Source organism: Mycobacterium sp. GA-2829 (assembly GCF_001499965.1).
In the GTDB taxonomy this organism is placed as follows: domain Bacteria; phylum Actinomycetota; class Actinomycetes; order Mycobacteriales; family Mycobacteriaceae; genus Mycobacterium.
Genome location: NZ_LQIT01000056.1, coordinates 194,007 through 200,576 on the forward strand (window position 1 = coordinate 194,007; position 6,570 = coordinate 200,576).

The window sequence follows — 6,570 nt, forward strand, 5'->3', positions numbered from 1 at the left end:
GTCACCCGGCCACGTGCTCGAAACGCCCTCGAGCGTCCAGCTTTCCGCACAGATCCCGATACCGTTCAGACGACCGCGCGTGCTCTCGCCGGTCTCCCTCGGCGTCGGCCAGCAGCGCCCGGGACTTCAGCCACCACAGATCCAGAGCGGGTATCCCCGGGCGGCAGTCCTGCCAATGGTCGACGATCCGGTGGACCTCGCGGAGGTCGTCGGCGGTCCCGCGGGTGAGCAACACCTCCACCAGGGCCTCCCCCGCACACACCCCGTACACCCGGGCGCCACTGCCCATGTGCACGTCATAGGAATGCCGCAGATCGTCGACCGCCTCGTCACACCGCCCGTTGCGGGCGGCGTGCACCGCGAGGTCGGCATCGATGGTCGCCAGTCCCATCTCGAACATCCGGTGCTTGCGCATCCCGGCCCTGGCGGCCTTCAGCAGCCGAATTCCTTTGTGCTGCAGCCTGTCTCCCATCCGCATGAGCACCGCACCGCAGGTCCACTGCGCAGCGATGGTTCCGCTCACGTCGCCGAAGGACTCGGCACGGCGCAACGCCTCGCACACGTCGTCGACCATCTCCTCGGCGCGGCACAGGCCGAGCGCCACCACGATTCCGGAGAAGTGCAGGATCATCGCGTAGGTGACGGGATGGACGTCGCGGGCCTGGTCGATTCCCTGGCGCAGATTGCGCCACCCTTGTGCCGGGTCGCCGCGCACCATCTCGATGACACCACGCAGCGCCCGAGCGGGCGCCCGCTCCATCGTCGGCGCCCCTTCGGACAGCGCCAGCAGCGTGTCGACGTTCCGCACCGCCGCGTCGATCTCGCAGTTGCAGAACCGAGCGAAGGCCAACGCGTTCAGCACGATACCCGAGGCCGCTGCGTCCGAACCGATCTCGTCGAGGACGTCCTCGACCTCGGAAGCGAGTTTCGCCGCCGCGGACACCTGGTTGTTGTGGAGGATCAGCGACCAGATCCGCCCTGCGGTCCCGATCGCGAACGACTTCATGTCCCCCGCCGCCAGACTCATGTCGCGGAATTCGACGTACTGCTCCTCGATGTCGGCGCGGTCACCGACGTAGAGCAGGGTCGACATCAGCATGGTGCGCGGCGGGATTCGCAGCGCCATGGCGGCCTCGCCGGTGTCCCCCAACCGGTCGGCCAGACGGCGCGCGGCCTCCCACTCCGCACGCGCGGCAGACAGGTCCCGCGGCCGAAGCCACTGAGCGGCGCGCATGTGCCAGCGGTGTGCGGCAGCGTACTCACCGGCGGCCTCGAGGTGGGTGGCGATCAGCGTGGCGTTCTCGTCGACGCTCCCGGCGTCGCGCGCCTCGATCGCAGCGGCGAGCCGCCGGTGGGCCTCGGTGCGCGTCGTGGTGAGCTGCGAATCGTAGGCCACCGCACGCACCAGCGGGTGATGGAAGCAGTACCGTTGCCGCGGAACGAATTCCGTCTGATCGATCAGCTCTGCGGCCACCAACTCGGCGAGCTGGGACGGCACCATGTCGGGGCGCAGTGCGCGCAGGGTCTCGGTGTCGAAGCGATTCCCGACGACCGCCGCGGCGTTGAGAATCGCCTTCGCCTCGGCCGGCAGCCGGTCGATGCGGGCGGCCAGTACGGCCTGCACCGTGGCCGGGACGGCGATCTCGTCGAGCGTCCCGTTTAGGCGGTAGGCGCCGCGACTTCCGGAGAGCACCCCGCGGCCGACCAGGTCGCGCACGATCTCCTCGATGAAGTACGGGTAACCCGCGGCGGCACGGGCGATCCGCGCGGCCAGCCCCGTCGACGACGGATCGTCCCCCAGCACGTGGCGCACCAGCGCCAATGCCGTCGAGTCGGTGAGCGGATGCAGCGTGATCCGGTGCGTCGCATCCCGGTGCAGTGCGCCGCGGAACTCCGGCCGGTAGGTGGTCACGAGCATCGAGGTCGTCGAGCCGAGCGTGGCGGCGAAATCGGCGAGCACCTCGTCGCTGGGCTCGTCGATCCAGTGGGCGTCCTCGAGCACGATCACCACCCGGTTCGGGCGCGCGCGCAGCACCTGCGCCATGATCTCGACCAGGCGGCGGCGCCTGCCGTTGATGCTGTCTTCGAGCGGTGGGGCGTCGGGGTCGGCGATTCCCATGGCGTCGAACACGATCTGGGCGTCGGTGGCGCTGAGCGCCAACGGATCGCAGGCCGCGGCGGTGACCGCACGGGCCTCGGCGTCGTCAAGGCCGCCCACCTCGAACACCGCACGCAGCACGCGCGCCAGGGCGCGGAACGCGACCGTGGCGGTCGGCGCCTCGCAGCGGGCGACGACCACGTCGGCACCGGCGCGGGCGGCCACCGCACCGAACTCCCCGATCAACCGGCTCTTGCCGACGCCGGGGGCGCCGATGACTCCGGCCAGGCATCCGCGCCCGCGGTCGAACCACCGCTGCAGCCGGGCCAGTTCGGCGTCGCGGCCGAGCATCAGCCCCTCGTTGCGGCCCAGCACCGTCCGGTCGGATTCCACGGCGAGCAGTTGCCGCGCCGGCACCGGTGCATCGGCGCCCTTGACCGCGACGTGCCGGATCGGGCCCAGCCGCGCGGCGTCGTCGACCAGGTGTGCGGTGGACAGCGAGCAGAGCACCCCGTCCGGCGGGGCGGCGGCCTCCATCCGCTGGGCCATCCCGACCGGATGGCCGACCGCGGTGTACCGGCCCGGTCCCGACCCGATCTGCCCGACGATCACCTCGCCGGAGTTCAGACCGATACGCAGGTGCAGGGCCACGCCGTCGCAGTGGAGCAGTTCGGCCGCCAGGCCCGCGGCGACGGTCTGGATCTCCAGCGCGGCGATGCACGCCCGCAGCGCGTGGTCCTCCAGGGCCATCGGCGCTCCGAACAGCGCCATCAGCCCGTCCCCGGTGAACTTGTCCACGGTGCCCTGGTAGCGCTGCACCACCGCGCCCGCGCGGTTGAACAGTTCGTGCATCACGTGCTGCAGCCGCTCGGGGTCCAGGGTCGCCGCGAGCCGCATCGAGTCGACGACGTCGGCGAACAAGACCGTGACCTGCTTGTGCTCGGCGGCGGAGGGACGCGGCGCTACCGGGGAACCACAGTTGTCGCAGAAGCGAGCCTGGGCGCGCAGGTCGTTTCCGCACGACCCGCAGCGACCTATGGTGTGCGTGGCCTCGCTGAGCATCCTCGCTTATCTCCGGTGCCGACAATTACCTCTCATCGTCGCGCACTCCAGAGGGTCGGCGGCCCAGAACGGAGAAGTCGGGCCTCGGGCGTCAGACGCCGGCGTTACCGGTCTTCCACTGCTCCCACGGGATGTTCCAGTCGCCGAGGCCGTCCGTGCCCGGTAGCACCGAGCCGACGGTGTTGACCACCTCGACGATGTCGCCGCGCTTGGTATTGTCGTAGAACCACTTCGCGTTGGACGGGCTCACGTTGAGACAGCCGTGGCTGACGTTGCTCTCGCCCTGCGATCCCACCGACCACGGCGCGGAGTGGACGTAGATGCCGCTGTAGGACATCTGGGTGGCCCAGTCCACCTCGGTGCGGTAACCGTTGGGCGAGTTCACCGGAACGCCGTATGTCGACGAGTCCATCACCAGATGGGAATAGCGGTCGCCGATGATGTACGTGCCGTTGTTGGTGGGCGTGCTGTTCTTGCCCATCGAGATCGGCATGGTCTTGACGACGGTGCCGTTGCGCCGGACGGTCAGCGTCTTGGTGGTGTCGTCGGCGGTCGCGACGACCTGGTCGCCGATGGTGAACGAGGTCTTGACGTCGTCCTGGCCGAACAGACCGTCGCCGAGGTCGACGCCGTAGGTGTTCACCTCGACCTCGACCTTGGTGCCGGGCTCCCAGTACTCGGCCGGCCGCCAGCGGACCTCCCGGTTGCTCAGCCAGTAGAAGGCACCCTCGACGGGCGGATCGGTCTTGACCGTGATGGCCTGCTGCGCCGCCAACCGGTTGGTGATGTTCTCGTCGAACCGGATCGCGACCGGCTGGCCCACCCCGACGACCTCACCCTCGTTGGGCAGGACGTAGGGCATCGTGAGGTTCTCGGGCGAATGGGTCTCGAACGTCATCTGCCTGCTGGTGACCCCGCCGAGGCCCATCGACTTGGCGGTCAGCGTGTAGCTCTTGTTGTAACCGAGGGGTTCGGTGGTGGCCCAGGTCAGCCCGTCTTGGCTCAGCTTGCCCGCGACCGGGTCCCCGTCCTCGTTGACCATCGTCACCGAGCCGAGCACACCGCCCTCGGCCGCGACCGTGACCGGGCTGTCGACCGCGACACCCACCGCGCCGTCGGACACCGAGGATGTGAGCTTCGGCACGAGCAGGTCACCGAACGGGGTGCCCTTGTCGGTGATGACCTGCTGGGCCTCCGGCTCCGACTCACTCGAGCAGGACGTGAGCCCCAGCACCACCGCGGGAACGAGCAGCATGCCCGCCCACCAGGCTCGTTGCCGACGCGGACGGGTCGCTGAACGGACCTGCCACATTGTCTTCCCCACCTCACACCCAAGCTTTGCAGTCAACGGATACGTCGAGGCAGAGTCTACCGGCAGCGCCGACATGCAGCCTGTTGTCACCGAACCGCCCGGACCCGCCTCTGACGTCGCGATTTCCCGCCAGGGCCGAAGTCCTGTTATCGTCTCTCCCGCGCGCCGTTAGCTCAGTTGGTAGAGCAGCTGACTCTTAATCAGCGGGTCCGGGGTTCGAAACCCTGACGGCGCACCACCACGAAAGCCCCGCTCACGCGGGGCTTTCGTCGTATGCGAGGCATCTACGGGATGGCTAGGCGGCGTCCGCCCCCGGCTCGCCGTTGTCACCGGGGGGCCCGGCGGGCGTGCCGGAGCCGCCGGCGCCCGCGACGCCGGCGCTGCCGCCGCTGCCCGGCTGACCAACAATCCCGGGATCGCCGTTTCCGCCGCCATGCAGGAAGACCTCGTTGCCGGTACCGCCCAGTCCGGCGGCGCCGCGGTTGCCGCCGCTAGCGCCGTTCCCGCCGTTTCCGCCGGCGCCGCCCGCGTCGGCGCCGGAGTCACCACCGTCGCCGCCCCGTCCACCGTTGCCGGCCGTGCCACCGTTGCCGCCGTTGCCGCCCTGGCCGCCGGTGCCCGGGGACGTCCCGAGCAGACCGCCCCAGCCACCTGTGCCGCCGTTCCCGCCGGTGCCGCCGCCGCCGCCGGCGTTCGCATCGCCGCCGGCGCCGCCTGCGCCGGCCGGTCCGAGAGCGGAATCGCCGCCAGCGCCACCACTGCCGCCGCTGCCACCTGGGCCGCCGTTGGCACCCCGGCCGCCCGAGCCTGCAAAATAGTTGCCGAGGAGAGGGCCACCGTGACCGCCGTCGCCGCCTCTGCCGCCGATCCCGGCGGTACCGCCCACGCCGCCGTCGCCACCGCTCCCGATTCCGAGCGCAGCGCCGCCGGCACCCCCTACTCCGCCAGAGAAGGCAAAACCGCCGCCACCACCGTTTCCGCCGTGGCCGGCGAGTTCTTCACTGGATCCGCCGTTTCCGCCTCTGCCGCCGTCACCGCCGTTGGCACCCGCCCCACCGGCGCCTCCGGCTCCGCCGTTGCCACTACCCAGCGCTGCGCCGCCCTTGCCGCCGGCACGGGCGAAGCCGGAGTTGCCGCCCACACCACCGGAGCCGCCATTCCCACCGCGCGTCCACTCTTCGCCCGTGTCGCCGCCACCGCCGTTACCGTTGCCACCCGCGCCACCGGCGCCGGCCGCGCCGGCATTGCCACCGACGCCGCCGTTGCCCGATCCGTGAGCCGCGCCGCCGGCGCCACCGGTGCCGCTGACACCACCGTTGCCGCCGGCGCCGCCGCGGCCGCCGTCACCGGCGCGGGGATCCTGGCCGATGGGAGTGCCATCGATGAACGGCTGGTCGCCGTTCTGGCCGCCGTGGCCGCCGACTCCACCGATCGCCCCGGCGCCGCCATTTCCGCCGGCGCCGCCCGCCCCACCGTTGCCGGAGCCCAGAGCGGCACCACCGGCGCCACCGAGGCCGCCATAGCCGCCGGAGCCACCGGCGCCGGCGTTGCCGCCTTTCTGACCGGACTCGAGGAAGCCGCCCGACTTGCCGTTGCCGCCGTTACCGCCGGCACCGCCGTTGCCGCCGTTGCCGCCGGCACCACCGTTGCCGCCGTTGCCCGACGTCGATCCACCGAGGCCGCCTGCCCCGCCGTTACCGCCATCCATACCCGCCGAGCCGAAAGTGCCTGCACCACCGCCGCCGTGGGCGGCGTGAACACCGGCCGAGCCGGCCGCGCCGTCGCCACCGTTGCCGCCGTTACCGCCGTTGCCGACCGCCCCGCCGTTGCCGCCGTTGCCACCGTTGCCGACCAGCTCGCCGTCGGCGCCGTTGCCGCCGTTGCCGCCGTTCCCACCGCTCGTGACCGCGGCACCGTCGACCCCCGTGGCGCCGGGTTTGCCGCTGTCGGCGTAGCCGCCGGCGCCCGCCGCGCCGCCCGAGCCGCCTGCGCCGCGGGTGCCCGGGTTTCCGCCGTTGCCGCCGTCGGCGCCGTCACCGAAGAGCCCGTTGCCGCCGTTGCCGCCGTTTCCAGGGGACCCGGCGTTCCCGCCACGCCC

General features: G+C 71.6%; 2 protein-coding genes, 1 tRNA gene and 1 pseudogene. 1 reads left to right on the top strand and 3 read right to left on the bottom strand.

Features of this window, described 5'->3' with window-relative positions; all coding sequences use genetic code 11:
- Position 1: 1 nt before the first annotated feature.
- Together AU194_RS26605 and AU194_RS26610 are read right to left on the bottom strand one after the other, a co-directional pair.
- Positions 2–3,160: an adenylate/guanylate cyclase domain-containing protein gene (locus tag AU194_RS26605; protein WP_059092265.1), complete on the bottom strand. Its 3,159-nt coding sequence runs from the start codon at positions 3,158–3,160 to the stop codon at positions 2–4.
- A gap of 91 nt (positions 3,161–3,251) precedes the next feature.
- Positions 3,252–4,472: an Ig-like domain-containing protein gene (locus AU194_RS26610; RefSeq protein WP_059092266.1), complete on the bottom strand. Its 1,221-nt coding sequence runs from the start codon at positions 4,470–4,472 to the stop codon at positions 3,252–3,254.
- 162 nt (positions 4,473–4,634) lie between these two features.
- Between AU194_RS26610 and AU194_RS26615 the strand changes: the two genes are divergently transcribed.
- Positions 4,635–4,710, top strand: a tRNA-Lys gene (locus AU194_RS26615).
- A gap of 57 nt (positions 4,711–4,767) precedes the next feature.
- On the opposite strand, the pseudogene AU194_RS32315 reads toward AU194_RS26615, so the two are convergent.
- Positions 4,768–6,570, bottom strand: a pseudogene (locus AU194_RS32315) (hypothetical protein); the annotation flags it as partial.